The organism is Chryseobacterium joostei (assembly GCF_003815775.1).
GTDB classification, from domain to species: Bacteria; Bacteroidota; Bacteroidia; order Flavobacteriales; family Weeksellaceae; genus Chryseobacterium; species Chryseobacterium joostei.
Window position 1 is genome coordinate 4,204,756 of the sequence record NZ_CP033926.1, and the last position, 24,712, is coordinate 4,229,467.

Genomic DNA, 24,712 nt, shown 5'->3' on the forward strand with positions numbered 1-24,712 from the left:
AATACATAGATTTTTTAAAGAAATTGTAATTTAACTAATATGAACTATCAACTGGACGAAATAGACAAGAAGATTCTTGATTTCTTAGTAGAAAACACAAGAATGCCTTTTACTGAAATTGCAAAGCAGATGGACGTTTCTGCTGGAACAATTCACGTAAGAGTGAAAAAGATGGAAGATGCAGGTATTATTTTGGGATCATCTCTTAACATCGATTATGGTAAGCTGGACTACCACTTTACAGCTTTCATCGGAATCCTTTTGACAAAATCAAACCGTACTCAAGAAGTATTGAAAGAATTGTCAACTATTCCTAACGTAATCGAGGCAAGTGTTATTTCCGGAAAATATAATATTTTCTGTAAAGTAAGAGCAAAGAATACAGATGATGCCAAAAGAATTATTTATCAGATTGATGATATTCAGGATGTAATGAGAACTGAAAGTATGATTTCCATGGAAGAATACCTAAGTGACAAAAATAGACTGATCAACGCTATCTCTATTTAATTCAAATTTTAAACGAATAACTATAAAAGAACTTATGAAATCTCTCATAAGTTCTTTATTTTTGTACCTATGGAAGAATACACGTATTTTGACGAAGATCCGAAGAAAGGATGGGGGTTTGTACTGGCATTTGCTGCCTTGATGTTGTTTACAGTAATGGGACTGGGAATAGATGTTGATGAGTATATTCAGCATGAATTCCTTGATATTCCAAAGTGGTATTTTTATATTATCTTCTCCATTGATGTGCTGATGATGCTGGGTCTGATCCTGATGTTTTTCTATAAAAAAATAGGAATTATTATGTTTCCGGCTCTATTGGTATTGCATTTTTTCATGCATAATTACTACTTATCAACGTTTTTATATACAGACGTTACCAACCTTTTCCTTTTTACAGGTTTTGGAATGCTGGCGATTATTCCGAAGTGGAAGTTTTTTAAATAAGAAATAAAGAAAATACTATAGGCTGTAGGAATGGATAGCTTTCTGTTTTAGCGGATTGTTACTCCATTCTTCCCACTCATTGGTATAGGGATTATAGCCACATTTCAGAGGCTTTGAAAGGTCTAGTCCATTCGGGGCATAATGAGAGCTTTCCGTATAGGCTCTGCAGTCTGTGCAGATGTATCTGAACTCACAGTCCTTGCAAACTTCTATATGATCCTTGGTGATGTTCCAGTATTTTTTAAAATCTGGGTGTTGTAATGCTTCTTCTAGGCTTACATTCCTGATGTTCCCGAAGCTTTCCTGCATTAAGGGACAGTTTTTAATATGGCTATCCTTATCAATTCCTATTTTTTTATGGAGACAAGAATTGTGGTTAATAGCTTCCAGTACTTTTGGAAGATTCGTATTGAAATATTTCATGTCTACTTTTCCACAAGAAGATATCTTTAGGTGGTCTTCCACAAAGTTTAGGGTAAACCTGAATTCATCCTTGGTTTTGAAAGATTCCTTAGGACAATTATAAAAAATGACATTGTATATCCTCTCAGTTCCTTGGTTGAGGTTTTGCATGAATGTGTCGTTTATTTCTTCATAAAATGGAGAGAATATTTCAATTCCTGAGAGTACAGAAGATTTAAATACTTTGTCAATATATATGAAATCTTCTACTGTAAATGATTTTGAACTGTAAATAACCAAATGTTTAATTTCTAGATTCTCTATTGAAATTTTGAGTTGATCCAGCATACTAATATCTGCTATTTCTATAAAAATATCTGTTATCACACTCGGCTCAGAATATTCATGAGATAAGGCAGGAAAATCTTTATCCCAGCCATTCTCTGTAATAAACCCATATTCATTCTCCAGCAGTATATCCAGATATTCCTGAGCGATCTTTTTTGATTCTTCATCATACATTCCTAAAACCTCTTCAATGGAAAGGTTTTTTAATTCCTCAATCATTTCATTAAATTCTAATGGATATAACTCAGAAATATTTCTCTGCAGGTCGGAGATTAATATTCTGCCTGCACCCTTTGTAATCAGTATTGTAGAAAATAAATTAAAATACCTCATAATAAACGATTTAAAGATTTTACAGGTTTTTCTCTTATGTAGAAATCTGTTTGATATTTTTCACATGTTACAAAATAGATAATATCGTTTTTCTGTTTCAATTTTTGATCCTCAAAAACCTCTATATGCTTAAATGTTAGAGGCAGCTTATTTTTTTCTTTAACTTTTATCTTCATAAATAATCAGCTATTTCTTTGTCCAGCGAATAGTTACATGCATATGACATCCCTAGAAACTGACCAATGGTATTTACTTCCAGGAAATAAAACCGGCCGTTCTTTCCCTTTATAAAATCCAGGGAACCACAATTGAGATCAAGAGAAAGCATCAGTAGATGAATTTTCTCCTCAATTTCACGGGAAAGTTGATAAGGAATATTTCTGTTGGGCTTTGTTAAATTATACTTTCTGAAATCTGTTTTCGTCTGTTCATCATTTTGAGAAAAGATGGCCATAGACCAGCATTTTCCGTTGAGGTAAAATGTCCGGATTTCAAAATTTTTTTCAATTTTCTCCTGAAAAAAAGTAATAAAGAAACTGGACCTTTCTTTCTTTTGAACAACTGTTGTATACATAATGCCATTCAAATCTGTATCTATTGAATCTAATATTGGATTTCCTGCAATTGTTTTAATAATAGTATCACCCAATAGAATAGTGTCTGTATGGTCTGCCAAAAAATACTTGGGAACGTCCAATCCTATTTTCTGTGCTTGTTCCAACACCAAAAGCTTATTGATATCACTATTGCTTTCCTTATTAATGTGTTTTTTAGATTCCAGGGTTTTTCGTACATAGTCTTCCAGCCAGTGCTGTACCTCATTCATATGGGCATTTACTGCTTGGTTTTCATATCTCAGACGTTTTATTTTTAATCTTCCTCTTCTGTACCATACGCTCGAAATATCTTCCAGAAAAAAAGAATTTCTGTTACTCTCCAAAAAAATACTTTTATTGATCACTTTAATTTCAAAGACTTCATTCTCATGTACACGGATAAATTTTTTATCCATTTTCAGAAGCCATTTGATGATTTTAACAGTAGTTCTTTCGCTGTTATTGGAAATAATAAGAATCATTTCTTTAAATAATCTTTTGTGATTTTTGAAGCATGCTTAAAGCTGGGTAAACCTATGCTTTTTCTGTTACGGTTTACTTTTACAGAGTCTATCACTGCATCATAGCTGGGATATATTCCGTACACCATTCCTTTTTTGCTTATCTGAAGACTATACCTGTCTACCATGTTGGCGTAATCCCGGGGGACACAGTCTCCAGATTTGATATATTCTAACATTTTTGTTTTTAAATAAGAATACTCTTCAGCATCTACCATATGACTGAATAGGGGATGCATTGGCATGAATACACCATTATTCCCAATAAGCCCTATTTTTTGCAGTGATGGGTAGCCGTAGTTATCAAAGGTCCATTTTATTAATTGAGCGTTTATTTTATCATTTTTAATCATTATTTGAGGGTTTTTCCTGCCTTCTGCCTGATCCCTTATGAAAGCAATGGTAAAAGAATCCACTAATCTTTTATTCAACCCTTTTTTCCAGTCGGTAATTTTTTGCTTTACCTCACTGCTATCTATTCCGTATTTTTGGTATAAGCCAAAATACTTTTTATAGGAACCCTCATAGGGAGCAAGCAAGGGAATAAGTTTATAAAGGCTTTTTTTTCCACCAAAACTTTGATGATACTTTTCAGCAAGTGTGATGTAGGTTTCATATTCCTTAATACGCTCCTGATTTTTTGGGCTGTATCTTTTGAATAACTTTCTGTATTGCTTTATAGCTTCTTCAGGCTGATTAGCCATTCTATAAATACTGTCAATTTCATTTACCCTATTGTAATAAACTATGTAATTATGGTTTTTGCTTTTACAGGATAAAATGAGGATACCTGCCAAAAGCAGATATAGAGTGGATGTCATGAGGCATGGTTTTAATTGTACTTTTCTTTCCATCTGTATCGTCAATTTATTATAAGAGTTTTCTCTTGTATATTCAAATATAAAAGGAGGATTGCTCCTCCCCTTACAAGTGATTAGACTAATATGTTTTAGCAAATTTCTAATGTTGATACATACTCATGATCTAGATAGGTTTCTTTGTCATAGCATTCTCCACGATTAGTAACTACATAGTTTACTGCTGTACCGTCTCCTCCTTTAATCATTTGAAGATTTTTCATTTTTTTGTTTTCTAAAGAAGAGAAGTTTCTCTTCATTCCAATTAATTTTTTCATGTTAATAAATTTTTTAATTTAATAAATCATTTGTGCCATAGAATTCCCTGGCATTGGGTTAATACTCCGCATATTTATTTTGTACTGTACACATACAATCTAAATAGAAGATTATTTTATCAACGTTGATGTTTCAAAACTAAAAATAATTAGATCACTTTAGCGTGATCTAATTTGCAGATTGTATGTAGATTTCTTTGTTTTTTGCAGTGAAATTTTTACAAAAATGTACATCCTTATCTTAAGGAATTTGTAAAAGAATTTAATAAAAAGGAAATGTTTTTGATCAAAGCAAAATGGATTATCTCATTGTATATAAATGAAATATTATTCAAATGGGATAGAGCTGTAATATTTTCTATTGTACACAATATTGGATTTTGTCTAATGTGCATCAAAGCCAGATAATTTATCTAAAAAAGAAAATTGAGATACCAGTAAAAAGTAATATAAAATTTTTGATTTTTGTCTTTAGAAAAAAGTTACTACAATGTATATGCTTAATTAGAAAATACACTTTGAAAAAATACATCCAAAGCTGTATTTTCATCCAATCCAAACTTTTTTTTCAGTCTGTATTTCGTCATTCTTACACTTTTAGGCTCTACACTTAGAAGATTGGCTATCTGTTTGGTATCCATTCCAAGGTAGACGTAGGCACAGTATTTTAGATCCAAGGGAGTAAGTTTTTGTTTTGCCCTGTCATTAATATTCTTAAAGAAGTCGGGATGCAGCTCCTGAATGGTGAATTTAATCCTTTCAAAGTCATTATCTACACGATTTTCCTCCTTTACAACCGTATGAATATTGACGTCGGCATCGGATAATTTTGTTTGAAGCAGTTGAAGAACCTCATTCTTATGTTGAATATGAAGCTGGCTAGCCAACACCTCACTTTGAAGCTTTTGCTGTTGTAAAGTAAGTAATTCCTGTTCCGCTTTTAATCTGGCTTGTTCTTCTGCCTGTAGCTTTACCTGAATTTCGGCATCATGCTTTTCTGTATTCAGTTTTTTCTCTCTTTCTATGGAGTATCTCAATTTGTAATGATAGGACCTGAACATAAAAAATGCTCCGATTAAACCTATAATTCCTAATCCAATATATAAAAGCTTTTCTTTCTTTAAACTGGAAGTTTTTTCTGTAAGAACTTTCAGCTCAGATTCCCTTTTTTTAGTTTGGTACTGTGCTTCCAGTCTTTTTGTAGTTTCTGCCTGTCCCTCATTATAAAGAAGATTGTTGTACTCTGTTACCTTGGTTTGGTACTCGTAAGCTTTTTGATAGTTTTTTTGCTTTACGTACAGTTTTGCAAGATCAGATACTATATTAATCATGACGTGATAATATACAGGCTGTTGTGTAAGAAGAATTTGTTCCGCTTTTAAAAGATATTGCTCAGATAAAGTATCGTTTTGGTCCCGACTGGCAAGGTTACTCAAAATTCCGAGAGCGCCTGCCTGAAGACTTTGGTTATAGGTAGTATGCTTTGTAAGGGTTAAGATTTCATTAGCCTTATCCTGAATTTCCTTTCGGATTTCCGGAGTGATGGTTGGGTAGCTTAGATAGTAGTTGGCAAGATTAAGAAGGGCCATGGCATGAGCATGGGCCGAAACATGCCCCGGAAACTGATCATAAAGAGCAACAGCTTTTTTACACATTTCTATAACAAGTTTCAGGTCCTTTATATTACCGGTTTTATCATAACGGAATGAGTAGCAGACTGCCAATGCAGAATAGGATGAACTCAGCATATTTTTATTTCCGGATTTTTGAGCAAGCTCTACTGCTTTTTGTGCATATTTCGTTGCGTTTTCAGCATCATTCAGTTCAGAATAAATTCCATATAAAAGATAATTGAGCTTTGCGGTCAGGAGAATCTCTGAGGGTTGTTTTTCAACCGATGGAAGAGTGTTTTGGATAAGTTTAATGGTATTTTCAGAGTTTCCTAAAGTATTATTATAATAGATGTTCAAGTAAGCAGCATATAAAGGGGCTATTTTATCATTGGTTTTATGAGCAGCTGTATTGGCAGCATCCATGATCTGGGGAACCTTGTTGTATTCGGATCGATTGAGTTTGATAATGCCGTCCTGAACCAGTGCCTTTACTTCTTCAGTATAATTGCGTTCATTTTTAGCCAGTTTTAGTTGCTGTTGAACATATTTTTCTGCAGTAGAATATTGGTCACTGACTCTGTAGTATTCTGTAAGTTCATTATAGATTTTAAATTTTTCGGCAACTGAAATATTGTCTTTGCTCAATTGGTTTTTAAGATCATCAAAGAAAGTATTCTGTGCCGGACACAGAGCAGATAGGAAAAAGATAAAGTATAAAAAAGAGTACTTCAGTTTCATAAGGTGAAAGTACAAAAATCGCAGATATTCATCAATTGCTATTACAAAAAAATGAAATTTTAATTATTATGTAATTTACTGTTATACAGGTTTTTATTTTGAATTGTAGACATTTTGTAGACGCTTGTTTTTTGAGTTGAGGTTGTTTTGTAGTAGCATAAAAAATTGAAGAGGAGTTATTCTGTTGCAATTTTGACTCATTAACAAAACGAGAAATATTAACTAAAAATTGAATTATTATGGACAATAAAACATTATCTATCGTATCGTACATTACCGTTTTCGGATGGCTAGTTTCCTTTATTTTGGGAAAAGAAAAACCTAACAGCCTTTTGAAGTATCATTTGAAGCAGTCTTTAGGATTGGTAATTTTTTCCATTGCTTTATCTATTATCATCAACATTTTATTTATCGTTACCAACCTGGAAATTTTAGGGATATTGGGGTTTTTACCTTTGATACTTGCCATTGTTGGAATTATTAATGCCGCCAATGAAATAGAAAAACCTTTACCTATAATTGGAAAAATGTTTGAAGATAAATTTTCATTTATAGGATAATAAGTTTTCTGAATGATTATGGAAAATTTTAAACATTTAAAAAAAGAGAATGAGGGCTATTGCGTAAAGCAATATATCTCATTTCCACAAATTCTTATCTTGCTGTGGGTTTTCATTTCAATAATAGTGATCCTGTATACCGGTTATTTGAAGACCGGAATTGTTATACTGATCTTTTCATTGATATTGACGGTGATTTCTTTTATTCCACCTAAGATTTATTTTGATCCAATCTCCAGACAACTTATTATTAAGAACTCAGGATTGAACAGCCGAAAGGGAATCTATAACTTAACTGAATTTGAGGGATTTGAATTGCAAACATTTCGATATGGAATTATTCCTTTGGGGTGTAATCTGTACGCCAATTTTAAAAATGTATCTCGGTTTAAGCGTCCGGTAGTCTCCCAGTCTTTTAGGAAGAAAACCATGCAAGAGGTTGTAAATGAACTGGAAGATCTTAATAAAATGTATATTTAAACACCTATTTAACTTTTAATATTAGATTATGAAAAAATCATTGATTGTTGTAGGAATGCTTGTTCTTACTTTTTCTGCTGTATCTTGTGATAAGCTGGAAAAAATTAAAGAAAAGCTTTCTCAGAATGATACCGGATATGTAGATCCTTTTAGTGTTAATTCAGGGGATGAGAACAGGGATATTATTTCTTTTAACAATAAAATGGTGAAGATGGATGATGCCCACTCAGAATTTATTAAAAACTTTCAGAATTCATTGATGCAGATGGATGAATATGTAAAGAGTGCAGCCGCAAATCCACAATATCCCGGTGTCTCTCCAATATTTACGCCTACTGTAATGATGTGGGCAGGGCAGGAGGTAAAGGCTCCCAATGTCTTGGGAAAAAATTTTCAGGTACTTGTTGATAGGATGAAAGACACAGCCTCACAGCTACAGACATTAAAGAAAGAACTTGAAGTGTACAATGATGCCGAAGATTGGAAAGACGACAAGGGAAAGAAAGTCACTGAAATTAGTGAAAAGGCAAAAAAACTTATTCAGGAAAATCGTAATTCAGCCAATGAATTGTTTACAAAACTTACCCCAAGGGCTGGCAAGGCAGAGGTGGAAGTCCTTAAGGATCATCCATTGAAAGAGCAGATTATCCAATCAAGAGAAACGATGGAGCTGGCTCAGAAAATCGTTGATGAATCCTATGATATTACAGATCTGAATGCCTATAAGCAAAAATTTTCCCAGCAATACATACAGATGGAAAAGCTATACACACGAAATGTTGATGAAAAAATTCCATCATCTGAAGAGCAAAAAGAGAAAAGTTATATAGCTTTTAATAATTCTGTTAATGATTTTCTTGGTAAAATGAGAATTGTGCAACGCAGTCTGAACGAAAATAGCAAAGAACTTAATAATGATCTTGATGATCTTGAAAGGGAAGCGGGTTTTGTTTTGGACCGTTACAACAATTTTGTAGACTGATTTACTAACAATTAAAAATTAATATTATGAAAAAAATATTGGGAATTATTCTCATTATTATAGGTTTTTGCCTTGTAGTGGTTATTAAAATAGGACCATCCAGAGAAACTTCCTGGTTGTTCAAATACGGAGAATTGGCTCCCATGCTTGCTGGGGCTGCTATTTTGATTCCCGGATGGATACTATATAATAAAAATAGGTAGTCATAATCGTGAATCTGGCTATACCTTTATAGAATATAATGTTCTGATTCAAAAGGATAGGCGTACTTTTACCGCCCATTTTAAAAAAGAGGAGGAATATGGATTTTGATATTTTAAAACAGCAAATAGAAACAGCTGCGAAAAATGCTTTTTTAGAAATGTATAAAAAGCACGGTACTGAAGATATCTACAGTTTTGCATTGTACAGTGATGAGGGAGCAATGACGGTATGCCCATCTTCCAATACTCTGGAAGCTCTTCAGAATATTGATGAAGATGATGCTGTATATTATAAATATGAACCAGCGGAATGGGCATACGAAATGCAAGGGGCAAATGACGAATTCAATAATATTTGTACCCAATTAAGACAAGAACTGGATAGAAATGAAGATAATGATGAATGGTTTAATGAATTTCAGGGTAAGCTTTATTCTACATGTATCGAAGTATTGGAAAAACTGAAAAATGAGAATTTCTTCAAGAATATTACAGGCAAGAATATTTTCCTGATTTTTACCGTTTCAGATTATGAATTTGAAAAACAAGATCTGAAAGATATTATTATCAGACTTAATGATAATGAATATAAAGGTGAATATCTGGAGTGGATGGAAACCTGGGGCAATTAAAAATATGAGATAAAAAAACACATTTCAATATATAATAATATGAAGCAAGATAAAATAATTGTCTCAGAGACATCTCACAATAGCAGTGATCCCTATGATTTGATTCTCTCTAATATTTCTGTTGTAAATCTCCTAAACGAAGAGGGTATTGATGAAGAAAATATGCATGAGGATGCGGTAATAAGCTACTATGTTGATTACTACCTGGCACAATATTCAAACGGAAACTTTTCTCAGTTTGTCTGGAATTCAGGATGGTCACCAGAGCTTAACAAGACCATTGAAGAAGGCTTGGCGAAAATGGGGGCAAAAAAACACCTTGAGCTATTTCAGGAGCAATGCTTAAAAGTAGAGCAATTGGAAGAGGGAGAACTTGAAAAGTATTTTAAAAGCCAATACTTTGGCCCCAATAAAACCCGAGATAAATTAAAAAATAGTTCATTTTTTAGCCTGGAGGAAGACCTGATAGAATTACATTCCCAATGGCTGAAAAATCATCCGGATCTGAAAGTTTTACCTATTGAAGAAATGTTTTCGGAATTAGAAAAATTGGTAGGCCGAAAAATAGACAGATAAATTAAAATTTTAAATATTTTCAGATTATGAGCTGGTTGAACCGGAGTTTCTTGAGTGCTGGAAAAATTCATCAGAACAGACAAATGTGAAAATAGATGCTTATTTTTCTATTCACGATACTTATTTCAAAACAGATCTTAATAGATTGAAAACGATTAGTGAAGATAAAATTGCGAGTCGTTATCAGTAAAGGCCAATCCCTTAATAGAACAAAAAATACCCAATCAAAAATATAAAACCAATCTATTATGAGTTCATATAAATTTTATAAAAAAGAAGGAAACCAGTACATCTTTAAAAATCAACCAGTATTTATTACTGTACTTTCTATTCTTCTGCTTGCATTTGCAGCTTTTATTTTTAATAATGTCAGAATCTTAAGCCTTATTGTTATTGCAACGGTTGTTCTTATTATTATCAATTTCTTTACGAAGAAGTTCATTATTGATATGGATAGAAAAACAATTACCGGAAAGCATACCATTTTTGTTCCTTCTAAAACTTATAATATTCAGGATTTTACTAATTTTGATGTGCTGTCAACCAAATATTTGGGCTTATTTACCACAAATGTGATACTTTCTATTTACTTCGAAGTAGATGGTAAAGAAAAACATCTTACCATAGGGCAGGCTCTGAATCAAAGAGGGATCCAAAAGATGGTGAATGAGACAGAGGATATCATGAACATCAACGAACCGGGTAATGAACGTAACAGACCGGTATAAATTTGAGGAAAACGGAAGTGAAATAAGCTTTATGCCCAATTACAACTTCCTGAGAACTTTGTTGTGGTGGCTGGCATTGGGGGTAATCGCCTTTATGGTGATCATCTATTACTTTATGGATAAAATGTCCGGAGCCAACTTTAAAATCGTTTTTGGAATATGGGTGATCTATATGATATACTTGCTTTTTGACCTTTTCTTTAAAGTACCTGTGAAGTATATCTTTGACAAATCCCAGAAATGTATTTATAAAAAAAGATTTATTGCCATGAAGATCATGGACTTTGATGAAATGACCTATTTCATTAGTGATGAAAGTGGAGCATATCATTATGCCATCGGAAAGAAGCGAAATCAGTTTGTGAAAAATTACAGAATCAGTAATTACTTTTCGGGTTCTAAGGCTTCAATCAGAAGAGAAGAGGAATACATAAAGGAAATATTATGTCCTGTTCTGATTGCCGTAGGAATTCCACTGAATCAATCTGATCAATAATAAGCAAGTAGGATAGGAACTACAACCATGGCAATTATAAGTACAACCATTACCCTTCACTTGAGAGGTAGCAAATCAAAGATTTGAGGTAGTGGTTAAATTCTTAAACAAAACCCCGGCTGTTTCAAAGAAACAGCCGGGGTTTATATGATTAGGCTAATTGATTACGCTAAAATTCTCTTTACAGCTTCTTTCACTGCTTCAGCATCAATTTTATACTTTTTCATCAATTCAGCTGGCGTTGCAGATTCTCCGAAAGTATCATTTACTGCTACAAACTCTTGTCTTGTAGGTCTTTTTCTTGCAAGCATTCCTGCAACAGACTCACCTAAACCACCAAGGTAGTTGTGTTCTTCAGCAGTTACAATTTTACCTGTTTTTTCAACAGACTTTAAAATGATCTCTTCATCAAGAGGCTTAATAGTGTGGATATTGATCACTTCACAAGAAATACCTTCTTTCTCAAGCTCATCAGCAGCTACAAGAGATTCCCAAACAAGGTGTCCTGTTGCAACAATAGTTACATCTGTACCTTCCTGAAGCAGGATTCCTTTTCCAATTTCAAAAGGCATATCTTCAGGCATGAATACAGGAACAGTTGGTCTACCGAATCTTAAATATACAGGACCATCGTGATCAGCAATAGCAAGAGTTGCTGCTTTTGTCTGGTTGTAGTCACAAGGGTTGATTACCGTCATACCAGGAAGCATTTTCATCATACCGATATCTTCCAATACCTGGTGAGTAGCCCCATCTTCTCCTAAAGTAAGACCTGCGTGAGATGCGCAGATTTTTACATTCTTACCAGAATAAGCAATAGATTGACGAATCTGGTCATATACTCTAGAAGTAGAGAAGTTAGCAAAAGTACCTGTAAAAGGAATTTTTCCTGTGATGCTAAGACCTGCAGCAAGTCCCATCATGTTTGCTTCTGCAATACCCACCTGATAGAATCTTTCAGGAGCCTTCTCAATGAATTTTTCCATTTTCAAAGAACCGATAAGGTCTGCACAAAGTGCTACTACATTAGGGTTTTTGTCAGCAAGTTCCGCTAATCCGGCTCCAAATCCTGAACGAGTGTCCTTTTTTTCTGTATATGTATATTTCATTTTTATTTTTATTAATCGAGATTGTTTAAGATATTAGTAGTCAGCAGGAGCTTCTAAATACAATTGCTTGAATGCTGTTTCCAATTGCTCATCATTTGGAGCTTTACCATGCCAAGCGTGAGATCCCATCATAAAGTCTACTCCGGCACCCATTTCTGTATGAAGAATAATTGCAACTGGTTTTCCTTTTCCTGTTTCTGTTTTTGCTCTCTCAAGGATACCAATTACAGCTTCAAGATCGTTACCGTTTTTCTCTTCCAAAACAATCCATCCGAAAGCTTCAAGTTTAGCATGAAGATTTCCTAGGCTTAGTACGTCATCAGTATCTCCATCAATTTGACGTCCGTTGTAGTCAATTGTAGAAATGATGTTGTCTACTTTTTTAGCAGCAGCATACATTAATGCTTCCCAGATTTGACCTTCCTGAAGCTCACCATCTCCGTGAAGAGAATAAACAAGAGACTGATCTCCATCCAATTTTTTACCTTCAGCTACACCAAGAGCTACAGAAAGTCCTTGTCCTAGAGAACCTGAAGCGATTCTGATTCCTGGAAGACCTTCGTGAGTAGTAGGGTGCCCCTGTAATCTTGAATCAAGCTTTCTGAAAGTGCTTAATTCAGCTACCGGGAAGAAGTCAAATCTTGCCAAAGTAGAGTAGAATACCGGTGAAATGTGCCCGTTTGATAGATAAAAATGATCTTCATTTTTCCCCTCCATAGTGAAAGGAAGATTATAGTTCATTACCTTTCCGTAAAGTGCTGTGAAGTACTCTGTACAACCTAAGCTTCCGCCCGGGTGTCCTGAATTTACAGCGTGAACCATTCTTAAAATGTCTCTTCTGATCTGCGTAGTAAGAGATTTTAACTCTTCAATACTTTTACTCATTATATCTGATTTATTTGCACGCGAATTTACAATTTTTTACTGGCTTATGGAAATGCAAAAATCCGGATCTAAAAACCCGGATTTTTACTAATTTGAATATTTTCCTGCTTTTAACAGCCTTCGTTAAGGTAAACTGAAATTTCAGTAACAATATTATTAACAAATTTAAAGCTTAATTGTGTTCCAGCCTGCCTGTCTTCCAGATTAAAATATCCGGCATTCTTCACAGGTTTGCCATTGTCATCCCAATCCTCATTCACACTGAAGTTAGGATAATTTCTATAGGCATTAATAAGGTCATCCTTTGTGCTGCCTACCCCAATTCCGCTCTTGGTTTTAAATTTTTTACTGCTTGTTGTGATGTAGGTAATAGACGGAACACTTGGATTGGCTTCATTGATATAATTATCATAAATATCAAGCTGAATAGTCTCGCCTGTATATTTTACAATAGTTTTTTTCTCTCCGTCTGAATTCTTCAGTTTAATTCCAGCAATTTTTTCAGCTTCAGCTTTTGGCATAAAAACCTTATACGACCCAATTCTTAAAGTAGAGACTTCAAAGTTTTCCTGAGCCTTCATAAAGCCAAAGGCCAAAACGAAAACGAAAAATGAAATAATTTTTTTCATGGTTTTTTATTTTTGTTGATTGTATTCATTAAACAATCCTTAGGTGCTGCTTGTTTTTCACCAGCCATAAGCCGATGAATGTAAGCAATCCGTTAAGAACAATTAGCTCAACTCCAATTCTGTAGTCTGTATAATTGGTAACCGCAAAGTTGATAAAGTAAGTTATTATTGGAGCCAAAATGGTAACAGTAAGTATAGAATACTTCTTGGAAATCTGAAACTTGGTGAAAATTCCAAAGGCAAACAGTCCCAGAAGCGGTCCATAAGTATATCCGGCAATCTCCATAATCAGATAAACAATAGATTTATCATTTAATGCCTTGAAAACCATGATCAGGATAAAGAAAACCACAGTAAAGGTCAAGTGTACCTTCATACGAAGACGTTTTTTCTCTTTTTCAGTTTTGGTTTTATCTTCATTAAGGTTTAATAAATCTACACAATATGAGCTTGTCACAGCAGTTAATGCACCATCAGCAGATGGAAATAATGCTGAAATTAATCCGATAATAAAAATAACGGAAATGGTCATCGGGAAATATCCTTGAAGGGATAAGGCTGGAAAAAGATCATCTCCCATGATGTTTTTAATATTACCTGCAGCATCTTTGAAACCAAAAATATTACTCACAGGATCAGTTCCTGTTGTTCCGTATTCTGCGCCATGTTGCAGGGCAAAAAGATAGAGTAGGCCTCCTAAGAATAAGAAAGCCAAATTAACCAAAAGAAGTGTTCCTGCAAAGGTTAGCATATTTTTCTTTGAATTCTTAAGGTTATCCACAGAAATGTTTTTCTGCATCATTTCCTGATCCAATCCTGTCATGGCGATGGTAATAAAGATTCCCCCCAGAATTGTTTTTAGGAAAAATGTCTTGGAATTTGGATCAAAATTAATGAAATGAGTATAATTTTTCTGTTCCAAAATGGTATATGCCTCACCAAAAGATAAGTTTAGATTGGATAGAATGTAAACAATACAGGCTACCAAACTGATGATCATAAAAGAAGTTTGTAAAGTATCTGTAATGACAATGGTTTTTACTCCACCCTCGAAAGTATAGAGAAGTACCATCAGCAGAAGTACAAGGGAAGTTACCCAAAATGGAACTCCAAGACCTTCCAGCAGGAATATCTGCAAAACATTGACAACCAGATATAATCTCGCAGTAGCTCCAATGGCTCTGGAAATAATAAAGAATATGGAACCAATCTTATGCGCCTCTACATTGAATCTTCTTCCTAAGTAAGTATAAATAGAGGTTAGATTCATCTTATAATACAGGGGAAGCAATATGGCAGCAACAATAAAATAGCCGATGAAAAAGCCAATCACCATCATATAATATTCAAAGCCGCCGTAGATATACTCAGAGCCGGTCATTTTTCCGACTGTTCCCGGAACTGAAATAAAGGTCACTCCACTTAAGCTGGTTCCTATCATCCCGAATGCAACGAGCCACCATTTACTCTTTTTGTTACCAATAAAAAATGACTGATTATCAGAGTTTCGGCTGGTGAAATAAGAAATCACCAAAAGGCCGATAAAGTAGATAAATACAAATAGCAAAAGGATAGTTCCTGGATTCATGCTTAATTTTTAAATTTTAGCAAATATATAAAAAAGAACCATCGTGAATACTGAATTTACCCTAGAGTCCATTTTTATAGACCAGACCATATCAATCACGTAAGGGAAAATAGGGAAAATGTACTGTTTCTAAGTTTAATTTTAAAAGAAAAACCTTCCAGATCTATAGTCTAAAAGGTTTGTATTGTAAGGGTGGAAAGTAGTGATTAATTCACCAAAACATCCTGAAGTTCCTCACTTTTCTGGAAACTAGCCTTAGCAAAAGGACAGAGAGGAATAATCTTCTTCCCGTTCTTTCTGGCAAAAGCTACAGCAGCCAAAAGCATTTCCTTACCTACACCTTTTCCGTTGTAGGCTTCTTCCACCTCGGTATGGTCTATAATAAATCTTTCTTCTCCTGCCCAGGTATATGTCATCATTCCTGCGCGTCTTCCATCTATGAAAGCTTCAAAACTTCCGTGTTTCTCGTCGTTGTTTTGTTTTACTTCGATCATATTTTATGAGAATTTAGTTAGTATTTCTATATCGTTTGTTAATATTTTATGAACAGGACAGGCGTCTGCGATGGTGTGCAGTCTTTTCATCTGCTCATCATCCAGAATTCCTTCAAAACTGATGTTTCTGCTAAAAATAGCTCTTTTGGTTAACGGGAAATTTTCGAGTTCCACTTCTACGTTGATGTTTTCCACATCCCATTCTTTTCTTTCAATGTACATTCTAAGGGTTGCTGCCGTACAGCTTGCCAAGGATGTTGCCAGAATTTCCATGGGATTGAACCCCTTATTCTGTCCGCCTTTATCTATAGGTTCATCAGTAATGATGGTGTTTTCACCGGCTGTTACCTCAGTATAATATTTTGTTTTTCCTAAACTTGCTTTTACCGTTACCGCCATTATCTTTCTGTATTGAATTTATAACTTAATGCTCCGGAAGGGCATTGGTCTATTTGTTTTTTTAGTTCTTCAGGAGTAGCATTTCCTGCTTTTATCCAAGGTCTGTCTTTTGGATTATAGACGTTGGGAAGTAGCTTTACACATACAGCCGAGTGGATACACTTTTGAGGCTGCCAGATGACAGTAATGTCGCCGTTAGGATATTCGTGTGTTTCCATATTAATTTTCTTTTAATGATTTTTCGATTCTTCTGTCCGGAATCAGCCATATGAGAGCCACGAGATAATAAAAACCTATGGCAATATAAGGATAAAAAAATGAAGTAGCGATTCCAAGGACGTAAAATATAATAGAGATATACTCTTTTGCTTTAAAATTTATAGCCTCTTTTAGCTTTGAATTTTCACCCTCATTGCGGATAATAAGATTCTCCAGAATGGTGTAGGCAATGGCGCACATGATAAGCCCTATACCATAAGTGGCAACAGGATTTTTTGCAAAACCGGTTGTTCCTATCCATTCTGTGGCAACAGGCATCAGGGATAACCAAAACAAAAGATGCAGGTTAGCCCAAAGAATACTGCCGTTTACTTTTTTTACCGTTTGAAACAAATGATGGTGATTGTTCCAATATATTCCCACATAGATAAAACTGAAAATATAGGCCAAAAACTTTGGAAGAAGCGGCTTCAGGCTTCCCCAGCTAGCTCCTTCGGGAACCTTCAATTCCAGGACCATAATTGTGATGATGATCGCTAAAACACCATCACTGAACGCCTCCAGTCTTCCCTTAGTCATTGGTTTTAATCTGGTTTTTAAAGTTTTCAATCTTTGATTTCAGTTCGCTGAGCATATCAGGATTAATCACCCCGCTTTCAAGGTCAAAATTCTCATAAAACTTAGGTAATGAAAAAGTATCCTTAATATCTGCTGCAAACTGTGGGAAAAATGTTTTTGCCGTATTCATAACATTTCCGCCACCATAGCCTCCGGGTGAAGTACTCATAAGAAGCATAGGCTTGTTCTGAAATACCTTTACATTGATCCGTGATGACCAATCGAAAACATTTTTAAATGCTGCACTGTAAGATCTGTTATGCTCAGCCAGTGAACAGATAATGACATCGCATTCTTCAATCACCTTTAAAAAATGATGGGCTTCATCCGGAAATCCTTTCTTTTCAAGGTCTACGGAAAAAACAGGCATCGTGAAATCGTTAAGGTCAATCAGATTGATTTCTTCATTCTGAAAATCTTTCAACACAAACTTTACGAGTTCTCTGTTAATTGAAGTAGATGAGGTGCTTCCTGCAAACGCTAATATTTTCATGGTTTTTATCGTAGTCTGGGTTTATTTTCTGTTTAAAATCGCCTTTGGTAGTGGAACATATTCATGTTCGTCTCCCGGGACTAACGGAAATGCATCATGATTCTGATCGTTCCAGTTTACCTTGGCCTGATCAATCATTTCCTTGTCAGAATTTACAAAGTTCCAGAAGATAAAACGTTCTTCATCGAAAGGTTCTCCCCCAAATAGATAAACAGTACCATTTTCGCTCATTTCAAACTCACACAGCTTGGTATCTTTTGCAATCATAAGTTGTTTTGAACCATAAGAATTTCCTTCCGTGGTTACCGTTCCGTCCAAAACATACATGGCTGCTTCCCCATAAAGATCTTTTCCAATGCTGATCTTTTTTGGCTCCTTTGTTTTGATCTCAAGGAAAAATAGCTTGCTGTGTACCGGAACAGGAGATGTTCTTCCGAATGCTTCCCCTGCAATAAGCTTATATTGAATTCCTTCCTCCTCCCAAACAGGAATGTCGTTCTCCTCAATATGATGGAAAGTAGGTTCAGATTGTTCAAGGTGCTTTGGGAGACCTACCCAGATTTGAAATCCGTGAAGTCTTTTGTCACTATGTCTAAGGTATTCAGGAGTTCTTTCTGAATGCACAACGCCTTTTCCGGCAGTCATCCAGTTTACCGCCCCCGGTTTTATTTCTACAGCACTTCCGATACTGTCTCTGTGGAAAATAGATCCTTCAAGCAGGTACGTTAATGTAGATAATCCGATATGCGGATGTGGAGGAACATCAAGGTTTTGGTAGTCCTTTAGTTCAGAAGGTCCCATGTGATCAATAAAAACAAAAGGTCCGACTGCTCTTTTTTCACGGAATGGAAGTAACCTTCCTACGAGGAAATTACCTATATCTGCTGCTTTTTCTTCAATGATAAGTCCAATATTTGACATAATGATGTAATGCTTTTTAAAATTTTATTTAAATGAATGTTCCTGAGAAGAATTTAAAGTTTATCATATCCTTCAAATTTTTCATCTACAATACGTTTCCATTCGGGATGCTTTTTGATAAAGGCAAAAACGTATGGACAGAACGGAAGAAGCTTTTTACCGCTTTCTTCAATATAATGCAGGGTTTTTTCCACTACGGCTGCGGCTGCACCTGTTCCTGCCAGCTCTGGTTCCGCTTCAGTATGAATTAAAGCAATCTGATGCGTGGTTTCACGATAATCAATAAAAGCAAAGTGTCCATTGAAGTTTATTTCAAATCTTTTATCGGTTTTGTTAAGGGGTATGTTTTCAAATTCTGGTTTCATAATTTTCGTATTAAAAGTGATGGGTTTTATAAAGGAACAGGATTTTATTAATTATTTTTTAATAGAATATAAATCCTGTCCCTTTACATTTAACCCAACATCATTATATAAAGTTAATAAAAAAGGAACAATCAAAGATTACGGAAAATTTAATTTTACTAATCCTCCAGATAGCCAAACTTTCCGGTATTAAAGTCCTCAAATGCCTGCATGATTTCCTCTCTTGAGTTCATTACAAAAGGCCCGTGAGGATAGATCGGTTCATTAATTGGCTCTCCGCTGATGATTAAAACTATAGAATCTTCTTTCGCTTCAATAGTGAACGTTTCTCCCTCATTTTTAAATAGGGCAAAATGATCTCCCTTAATGTTTTCATCTCCGTTGATGATGATATTACCCTCAATAACCAGGGCTGCCGTATTGAAGTGAGCCGGAAAATTAAATTCAGCCTTTCCTCCAGCCTTAAGCTTTGCATTCATCATGTGAACCGGTGTAAAAGTATCGGCAGGGCCGTTATGTCCGTTATATTCTCCGGCAATGACCTCTACAAATCCATTTTCTCCCAAATCCACTTTTTCCATTTTGGAGTTTTCAATAGCCTGGTATTTGGGAGTACTCATTTTATCTTTTGCAGGAAGATTTACCCAAAGCTGAACCATCTGAAAAATTCCTCCTTCTTTTGCCCATTCTGTTTCATGATATTCCTTGTGAAGAACACCTTTTGCTGCAGTCATCCATTGTACATCACCTTCACCAATAACACCGCCGCCACCGGCACTGTCATGATGTTCTACTTTACCGCTATATGCTATTGTTACCGTTTCAAAACCTCTGTGTGGATGAACTCCTACGCCTCTTGGTATTTCTGAACCGTTGAAATGAAATTTTGAATTATAATCAAGCATAATGAACGGGTCCATTCTTTTCATGTCTAGTCCCTGTACGCCTGGAATAAAATTATGAACTCTAAAACCATCACCTACGAAGTGTGCAGGTCTTGGAGATACTACTATTTCTACTTTTTTAGTTGCCATAATATTGTTGATTTTATATGAACAAAAGTACCATAGTTATAAGTCAGAAACATTGATCTGTGATAAGTTCGTATAGAGACAAGCTGGCAACGTATTTTGCATTGTCAGCAGTCTTTTCTGTTTTGTGATTTTAAACTTATTCTTCTTTCGACTTCATATTTTTACCATCCGAGATATGTAGTCTTCTAAAGACAAATCCGGATAAAATAGTCAGTATTCCTATCGTGAGAAATGTATATCGGAAAGCATTGTGCATCTCGCCCTGAATTAGATCTGTATTTTCAAATAATTTTAATACAATCAATCCGAATGCGATACCAAACCCAATGGCAAGCTGCTGATTTACGGATATTAAAGAATTTCCGCTGCTGGTCTGGAAGTTTCTAAGATCCGCAATGGAAATTGTATTCATGGAGGTAAACTGAATGGAATTAAAGAATCCCAACACCGCAATAATAGGGACAAACCAATATAAAGAGGTGTGGATATCAGGAATCGCCAATAGACAGATCAGGGTTCCGATGATAAATGTATTCACCATCAGGGTTTGTCGATAACCGTATTTGTCCAGAATTTTAATAACCGATGATTTCCCGAATATAGCCGTTAAAGCCATTGGAGCAATAATCCATCCCGAAGTTACTGCCGATTGTTTATAGGCAATCTGTATCATCAACGGAAGGAGTAGTGGAACAGAACTGATTCCAAGTCTGGTGGCCAGGTTTCCCACAATTCCAACACGGAAGGTTCTAACTTGAAATAAGTTTAATGGAAAGATAGGATTGCCTCCTCTTTTTGCATGCTTATAGTAATAATAAAGAAACAGGAAACCTAAAATAAATACAAGAAGCACCGGCGTAATATTTTGTATATCTCCGAAAAGTTCCAATGAAATAGAAAGTAGGAGAGAAGCTGCAGCAAAGATTAAGAAGCCTTTCAAATCAAAATCAACATCATCAGATTTATAATTGGGCATAAATTTTAAGCCTAAAATAATCCCCAGAATACCCATAGGAATATTAATGAGAAATATCCAGTGCCAGGAAAAATAATCTACCATATACCCACCAACCAGTGGACCTAATACAGGGCCAATAAGAGCAGGGATAATGGCGAAATTCATGGCTTTAAGAAGTTCACTTTTGTCAAATGTTTTAATGAGGGCCAGTTTTCCAACCGGAGTCATTAAACTTCCCCCAACACCCTGAATTACCCTTGAAATAACCAAATGAGTGAGATTTTGAGACAATGAACAAAACAAAGAACCAAGGCTGAATAAAACCAAGGAAAATATGAAGATCTTTTTTGTTCCAAATCTATCTGCCAAAAAACCACTTGCTGGCATAAAAACAGCCAGTGTCAGAACGTAGCTGATGATCGCATTCTGCATATTTAATGGAGATTCATGAAGATCCTTTGCAATGGAGGGCAGGGAAGTATTCAGAATGGTAGAGTCCAGCATTTGCATAAAAATAGCTGTGGCCAGAATCAGTGGCAAAATTTTCTTTATTGATGTAGGTTGAGGGCTTGTTTCTGTCATGTTGTACAGGCTGGAATATTCAAAAAAATCCAGGCTTATTTTATTTGAAAAAAATGCTTGCTTTAAGCAATTTGATTCTTAGATAAAGAAATCTATATAAAATTAAAAAAGTCCTGCGAAATATCACAGGACTTTTTAATTTATTTTCTAGGTTTTTCTACTCCTTTCCATTCGTCACCGGCTTTTCTATACTGGCTTAAAGTGAAATTTTTGAAATCCTTTGTTTTATATTCAATGTTATCGGTATTCTGCTCAAATGGCATGATGTAGTAATACTCCACGTCTGTTTTATCTGATTTGTTCCCTTTTTTTACAGATGGAACAAATTTTGAAAACTTATAGTTTGGAAGATATTGTTTTAATCTTGTGTAGAATGCCTTATCTTCTTTTTCATTAGGAATGATATCTATAATGTTCAGATCATCTTTCTTCTTGTCAACCCAAAGATAGTAAGTTTTCTCTTCGCCCATGTTTCTGTTAATAGAGTTGAATGCAAACAATTCCTTTGGAACCAGTTCCTTGATCTTTTCAGGATCCACCTTAGTATAGAATTGTCCTTTTGAAGGGTCTACATAAGTTTCAAGGTTATACATTAAAACAGAATTGTTTTCAAAATTCTTGTTTTTAAAATATTGATTTAAAGATAATTCTGCAGTTGCTCTTAATTCCTTACTTCTGTCATCCAGTTTTTTTGTTGGATTCTGAGGATTCACTTTTTTTACAAATTGATACAGAACTATAGGTTTGATGTCCTTAAGATGAGGATAAGTTTTAAGTTGTTCAGCCTTTACCAGCCAGTAAAATTGTTGATAATAGTCATCTTTATCAGCATCTTTCACACTTTTATAAGCCAAAGCAAGCTTTTTTGAGTTCAGGTATTTGCCGTATTTTCCCTGTCCAAAAGCAAAACTTATGGATAATAAGGCAAATAAAACAGTAAGGTTTCTTCTCATTTTTTTATAATTGATATTTTCGTTTTCCAAATATAATTATTTATTAGATATTATTTTTGATTGTCAGCTAAATTATGTCGATATTATTGCTGTTAATTCAAAAGAAAATCCTGTATTGCTACAGGATTGATAAATTTTGTGTGGATTTTAGAAAGCCGAGGTGGGATATTACAAATCAGATACATTCAATTTTAGAAATTAAATGCCAATAGTGAATATTGCTTCACAAGTGAATCAAGAATGATCGTCTTCTATTAAAAATTCACAAAGGCAGCGAATTGACCTTTCATAATTGATTTAGACAAAGATCCCAAAACCTCAAACTCTTAGTATGATGTTTCATGCACTTTCACTGCTCTTCCACTCGGGTCGTTCATTTTTTTGAATGCTTCATCCCATTCCAAAGCAATAGGAGTAGAGCACGCAACAGATGGAACAGATGGAACCGTAGCTGCAGCGGTCTCACTTGGGAAATGCTCTTCAAAAATCGTTCTGTATCGGTATTCCTCCTTGTTCTGTGGTGTGTTTAGCGGGAATCTGAATCTTGCATTCGTCATCATCTCGTCAGAAACCTCTTTCTCTGCAACCTCTTTTAGAGTGTCTATCCATGAGTAGCCTACACCATCTGAAAACTGCTCTTTTTGTCTCCAGGCAATAGATGCGGGAAGAAGATCTTCAAAGGCTTTTCTTAATACCCATTTTTCAATTTTCCCCTCAGAAACATTGATCATTTTGTCTTTTGGGTTAATGGTCATGGCAATATCCATGAATTCCTTGTCTAGGAAAGGAACCCTGCCTTCTATTCCCCAGCTCATTAATGCCTTGTTGGCTCTTAAACAATCATAAAGGTGAAGTTTTCCTAGCTTTCTTACTGTTTCATCATGGAATTCCTTAGCGTTAGGCGCTTTGTGGAAGTATAGATAACCTCCAAACAATTCATCTGAACCCTCTCCGGAAAGTACCATCTTGATTCCCATTGACTTGATTACTCTTGCCAAAAGATACATTGGGGTAGAGGCTCTAATGGTGGTTACATCATAAGTTTCCAAATGATAGATTACATCTCGTACCGCATCCAAGCCTTCCTGAACAGTAAAGTTTACTTCATGGTGAACAGATCCGATATGCTCTGCTGCTTTTTGGGCAGCAACAAGGTCCGGAGATCCTACCAATCCTACAGCAAAACTGTGAAGTCTTGGGTACCATGCTTCCTGAGTGTCTCCACTTTCAATTCTCTGTCTTGCAAACTTTGCAGTAATTGCTGAGATAACAGAAGAATCTAAGCCTCCGGAAAGTAATACTCCATAAGGGACATCACTCATCAATTGTCTGTGAACAGCATCTTCAAGACCTTTTCTTATTTTTGAGATGTCAGTTTCATTGTCTTTTACATGATCAAAGCTGTCCCAGTCTCTTGTGTACCATTGTTGTAGTTCACTGCCATCTTTGCTGTAAACCAAATGTCCGGGTAAAAAAGTTTCAATTTTTTTGCAGACTCCTTCCAGTGCTTTCAACTCAGAAGCTACATAATAGTTTCCGTTCTTATCCCATCCCTGATATAACGGGCAGATTCCCATGTGATCACGGGCAATGAGATAAACATCTTTTTCAGTATCATATAAGGAGAATGCAAAAATTCCGTTTAGTTTTTCAACGAAGCCTTTTCCATACTTTTGATAAAGAGCCAGGATTACCTCACAGTCAGATTGCGTCTGAAACTCATATTCAGGAAATTCTTCTTTTAGTTCTCTATGGTTATAGATTTCACCGTTTACGGCTAGTACGATCTTTTTATCTTTTGTAAATAGAGGCTGCTTTCCTGAAGTAGGATCTACAATAGCAAGTCTTTCGTGAGAGAACACTACTTTTTCATCCTGAAAAACCCCACTCCAATCCGGTCCTCTGTGACGGATCTTTTTTGACATTTCCAAAACCTGGGGTCTTAGTACTTCGGTTTTCTGCTTGGCGTCAAATAGACATACAATTCCACACATATTTTTATTATTTATGAAACAAAAGTATAGGTGTTGTTTATAAATAACAATTAAAAAATGCTATTAATTAATATTTTTAATTAAATTTTGTTTTTAAAAGAAAAATATTAACTATTTCAGGTGGTAAGTATGTTTTTTGGTTAATTTTTTTCGTTGGGCTAAAATAAATAC

The 24,712-nt window shown here is 35.1% G+C and carries 30 protein-coding genes; 10 read left to right on the plus strand and 20 right to left on the minus strand.

All coding sequences use genetic code 11. The annotated features are described in order from the left end of the window. Window positions 1-39: 39 nt before the first annotated feature. Entirely contained in the window at window positions 40-510 is a 471-nt protein-coding gene (locus EG359_RS19170; RefSeq protein ID WP_034682046.1) for an Lrp/AsnC family transcriptional regulator, read from the plus strand. A gap of 69 nt (window positions 511-579) precedes the next feature. Then, a complete protein-coding gene (locus EG359_RS19175) occupies window positions 580-957 on the plus strand; it encodes a hypothetical protein (protein ID WP_076356482.1) in 378 nt (125 codons plus the stop codon). Between the two features lie 15 nt (window positions 958-972). Here the strand turns inward: EG359_RS19175 and gwsS are convergent, their stop codons facing one another. The 5 genes from gwsS to EG359_RS19200 form a co-directional block, all read right to left on the minus strand. Beyond that, on the minus strand, window positions 973-2,040 hold the full coding sequence (gwsS, locus tag EG359_RS19180) for a grasp-with-spasm system SPASM domain peptide maturase (RefSeq protein ID WP_076356484.1): 1,068 nt from the start codon (window positions 2,038-2,040) through the stop codon (window positions 973-975). Window positions 2,041-2,212: 172 nt separating this feature from the next. Beyond that, window positions 2,213-3,118, minus strand: coding sequence for a grasp-with-spasm system ATP-grasp peptide maturase (gene gwsG / locus EG359_RS19185; RefSeq protein ID WP_076356488.1), 906 nt, complete (start codon window positions 3,116-3,118; stop codon window positions 2,213-2,215). Next, entirely contained in the window at window positions 3,115-3,978 is an 864-nt protein-coding gene (locus tag EG359_RS19190) for a hypothetical protein (protein WP_123867448.1), read from the minus strand. Before EG359_RS19190 ends, gwsG begins: the two co-directional genes overlap by 4 nt. A 128-nt stretch (window positions 3,979-4,106) precedes the next feature. Next, window positions 4,107-4,274 carry a hypothetical protein gene (locus EG359_RS19195; RefSeq protein WP_164463085.1) on the minus strand — a complete coding sequence of 56 codons (168 nt, stop codon included), beginning with the start codon at window positions 4,272-4,274 and terminating at the stop codon, window positions 4,107-4,109. 518 nt (window positions 4,275-4,792) lie between these two features. Further along, entirely contained in the window at window positions 4,793-6,643 is a 1,851-nt protein-coding gene (locus tag EG359_RS19200; protein ID WP_076356492.1) for a helix-turn-helix transcriptional regulator, read from the minus strand. 239 nt (window positions 6,644-6,882) lie between these two features. Between EG359_RS19200 and EG359_RS19205 the strand changes: the two genes are divergently transcribed. From EG359_RS19205 to EG359_RS19235, 8 genes are all read left to right on the plus strand, one after another. Next, window positions 6,883-7,203 carry an import component protein gene (locus EG359_RS19205; RefSeq protein ID WP_076356494.1) on the plus strand — a complete coding sequence of 107 codons (321 nt, stop codon included), beginning with the start codon at window positions 6,883-6,885 and terminating at the stop codon, window positions 7,201-7,203. A gap of 18 nt (window positions 7,204-7,221) precedes the next feature. Next, window positions 7,222-7,683: a hypothetical protein gene (locus tag EG359_RS19210; RefSeq protein ID WP_076356749.1), complete on the plus strand. Its 462-nt coding sequence runs from the start codon at window positions 7,222-7,224 to the stop codon at window positions 7,681-7,683. 28 nt (window positions 7,684-7,711) lie between these two features. Beyond that, entirely contained in the window at window positions 7,712-8,665 is a 954-nt protein-coding gene (locus EG359_RS19215) for a DUF3829 domain-containing protein (protein WP_076356496.1), read from the plus strand. A gap of 26 nt (window positions 8,666-8,691) precedes the next feature. Next, a complete protein-coding gene (locus EG359_RS22580) occupies window positions 8,692-8,868 on the plus strand; it encodes a hypothetical protein (RefSeq protein ID WP_164463086.1) in 177 nt (58 codons plus the stop codon). A gap of 98 nt (window positions 8,869-8,966) precedes the next feature. After that, window positions 8,967-9,500: a DUF4303 domain-containing protein gene (locus EG359_RS19220; protein ID WP_076356498.1), complete on the plus strand. Its 534-nt coding sequence runs from the start codon at window positions 8,967-8,969 to the stop codon at window positions 9,498-9,500. Between the two features lie 39 nt (window positions 9,501-9,539). After that, window positions 9,540-10,076, plus strand: a complete 537-nt coding sequence (locus EG359_RS19225; RefSeq protein WP_076356500.1) for a DMP19 family protein — start codon at window positions 9,540-9,542, stop codon at window positions 10,074-10,076. Between the two features lie 248 nt (window positions 10,077-10,324). Continuing rightward, window positions 10,325-10,804, plus strand: coding sequence for a hypothetical protein (locus tag EG359_RS19230; protein WP_076356502.1), 480 nt, complete (start codon window positions 10,325-10,327; stop codon window positions 10,802-10,804). Beyond that, entirely contained in the window at window positions 10,782-11,300 is a 519-nt protein-coding gene (locus EG359_RS19235; RefSeq protein ID WP_228435114.1) for a hypothetical protein, read from the plus strand. Before EG359_RS19230 ends, EG359_RS19235 begins: the two co-directional genes overlap by 23 nt. Window positions 11,301-11,464: 164 nt before the next feature. On the opposite strand, the gene EG359_RS19240 is transcribed toward EG359_RS19235, so the two are convergent. The 15 genes from EG359_RS19240 to asnB form a co-directional block, all read right to left on the minus strand. Next, entirely contained in the window at window positions 11,465-12,409 is a 945-nt protein-coding gene (locus EG359_RS19240) for a transketolase family protein (protein ID WP_076356504.1), read from the minus strand. 33 nt (window positions 12,410-12,442) lie between these two features. After that, the gene (locus EG359_RS19245) at window positions 12,443-13,294 is read right to left on the minus strand and encodes a transketolase (RefSeq protein WP_076356506.1); all 852 of its coding nucleotides are present in this window, start codon (window positions 13,292-13,294) and stop codon (window positions 12,443-12,445) included. A 110-nt stretch (window positions 13,295-13,404) separates the two neighbouring features. Continuing rightward, window positions 13,405-13,923, minus strand: coding sequence for a hypothetical protein (locus EG359_RS19250; protein WP_076356508.1), 519 nt, complete (start codon window positions 13,921-13,923; stop codon window positions 13,405-13,407). Between the two features lie 28 nt (window positions 13,924-13,951). Then, window positions 13,952-15,511 carry a sodium:solute symporter gene (locus tag EG359_RS19255; protein ID WP_076356509.1) on the minus strand — a complete coding sequence of 520 codons (1,560 nt, stop codon included), beginning with the start codon at window positions 15,509-15,511 and terminating at the stop codon, window positions 13,952-13,954. A 206-nt stretch (window positions 15,512-15,717) separates the two neighbouring features. Further along, window positions 15,718-16,005 (minus strand): GNAT family N-acetyltransferase, encoded by a 288-nt coding sequence (locus EG359_RS19260; protein ID WP_174567036.1) that lies wholly within the window; start codon window positions 16,003-16,005, stop codon window positions 15,718-15,720. Between the two features lie 3 nt (window positions 16,006-16,008). Beyond that, window positions 16,009-16,404: an OsmC family protein gene (locus EG359_RS19265; protein ID WP_076356511.1), complete on the minus strand. Its 396-nt coding sequence runs from the start codon at window positions 16,402-16,404 to the stop codon at window positions 16,009-16,011. Then, the gene (locus tag EG359_RS19270) at window positions 16,404-16,622 is read right to left on the minus strand and encodes a (4Fe-4S)-binding protein (protein WP_076356513.1); all 219 of its coding nucleotides are present in this window, start codon (window positions 16,620-16,622) and stop codon (window positions 16,404-16,406) included. Before EG359_RS19270 ends, EG359_RS19265 begins: the two co-directional genes overlap by 1 nt. Before the next feature lies 1 nt (window position 16,623). Then, the gene (locus EG359_RS19275) at window positions 16,624-17,202 is read right to left on the minus strand and encodes a TMEM175 family protein (protein ID WP_076356515.1); all 579 of its coding nucleotides are present in this window, start codon (window positions 17,200-17,202) and stop codon (window positions 16,624-16,626) included. Further along, complete coding sequence (locus tag EG359_RS19280; protein WP_076356517.1) at window positions 17,195-17,734, minus strand: NADPH-dependent FMN reductase; 540 nt, start codon at window positions 17,732-17,734, stop codon at window positions 17,195-17,197. The genes EG359_RS19275 and EG359_RS19280 overlap by 8 nt, the downstream gene beginning before the upstream one ends. A 21-nt stretch (window positions 17,735-17,755) precedes the next feature. Next, window positions 17,756-18,655: a pirin family protein gene (locus tag EG359_RS19285; protein ID WP_076356519.1), complete on the minus strand. Its 900-nt coding sequence runs from the start codon at window positions 18,653-18,655 to the stop codon at window positions 17,756-17,758. Between the two features lie 53 nt (window positions 18,656-18,708). Next, the gene (locus EG359_RS19290) at window positions 18,709-19,020 is read right to left on the minus strand and encodes a GNAT family N-acetyltransferase (RefSeq protein ID WP_076356521.1); all 312 of its coding nucleotides are present in this window, start codon (window positions 19,018-19,020) and stop codon (window positions 18,709-18,711) included. A 158-nt stretch (window positions 19,021-19,178) separates the two neighbouring features. Continuing rightward, complete coding sequence (locus EG359_RS19295) at window positions 19,179-20,054, minus strand: pirin family protein (RefSeq protein ID WP_076356523.1); 876 nt, start codon at window positions 20,052-20,054, stop codon at window positions 19,179-19,181. A gap of 136 nt (window positions 20,055-20,190) precedes the next feature. Then, entirely contained in the window at window positions 20,191-21,594 is a 1,404-nt protein-coding gene (locus EG359_RS19300) for an MFS transporter (RefSeq protein WP_076356525.1), read from the minus strand. 140 nt (window positions 21,595-21,734) lie between these two features. After that, entirely contained in the window at window positions 21,735-22,577 is an 843-nt protein-coding gene (locus tag EG359_RS19305) for a hypothetical protein (protein WP_076356527.1), read from the minus strand. Between the two features lie 296 nt (window positions 22,578-22,873). Continuing rightward, window positions 22,874-24,541, minus strand: a complete 1,668-nt coding sequence (gene asnB, locus EG359_RS19310) for an asparagine synthase B (protein WP_076356529.1) — start codon at window positions 24,539-24,541, stop codon at window positions 22,874-22,876. Between the last annotated feature and the right edge of the window lie 171 nt (window positions 24,542-24,712).